Origin of the sequence: Rhodopseudomonas palustris (assembly GCF_003591005.1) — a bacterium.
Taxonomy (GTDB): domain Bacteria; phylum Pseudomonadota; class Alphaproteobacteria; order Rhizobiales; family Xanthobacteraceae; genus Rhodopseudomonas; species Rhodopseudomonas palustris_K.
Map to the genome: position 1 here is coordinate 1 of NZ_QYYD01000078.1, position 564 is coordinate 564.

General features: G+C 62.1%; 1 protein-coding gene. It reads left to right on the forward strand.

Going from position 1 to position 564, the window contains the following annotated elements:
- Positions 1 to 564 (forward strand): MFS transporter (locus D4Q52_RS26040; RefSeq protein WP_119859478.1); only part of this gene is annotated, 564 nt, incomplete at both ends.

Below are 564 nucleotides of genomic sequence, written 5' to 3' on the forward strand. Positions count from 1 at the left end.
CTGCAGGGGCTGGGCGGCGGCGGCCTGATGGTGATCAGCATGGCGGCGGTGGCTGACGTCATCCCGCCGGCGAATCGCGGCCGCTATCAGGGTCTGTTCGGCGGCGTCTTTGGCCTGGCGACGGTAATTGGGCCGTTAATCGGCGGCTTCCTGGTGCAGCACGCCTCCTGGCGCTGGATTTTTTACATCAACCTGCCGCTGGGGCTGTTTGCGCTGCTGGTGATCGGTGCGGTTTTTCACAGCAGCAACAAGCGCAGCCAGCACCAGATCGACTGGCTGGGGGCGATTTACCTCAGCATGGCGCTGCTGTGCATCATCCTGTTTACCTCCGAGGGCGGCAGCGTCCGCGCGTGGAGCGACCCGCAGCTCTGGTGCATCCTGGCGTTTGGCCTGGTCGGGATCGTCGGCTTTATTCATGAAGAGCGGCTGGCCAGCGAGCCGATTATTCCGCTCTCCTTATTCCGCAACCGCAGCTTTTTGCTGTGCAGCCTGATTGGCTTTGTCATCGGGATGTCGTTGTTTGGCTCGGTCACCTTCCTGCCGCTCTATCTGCAGGTGGTGAAG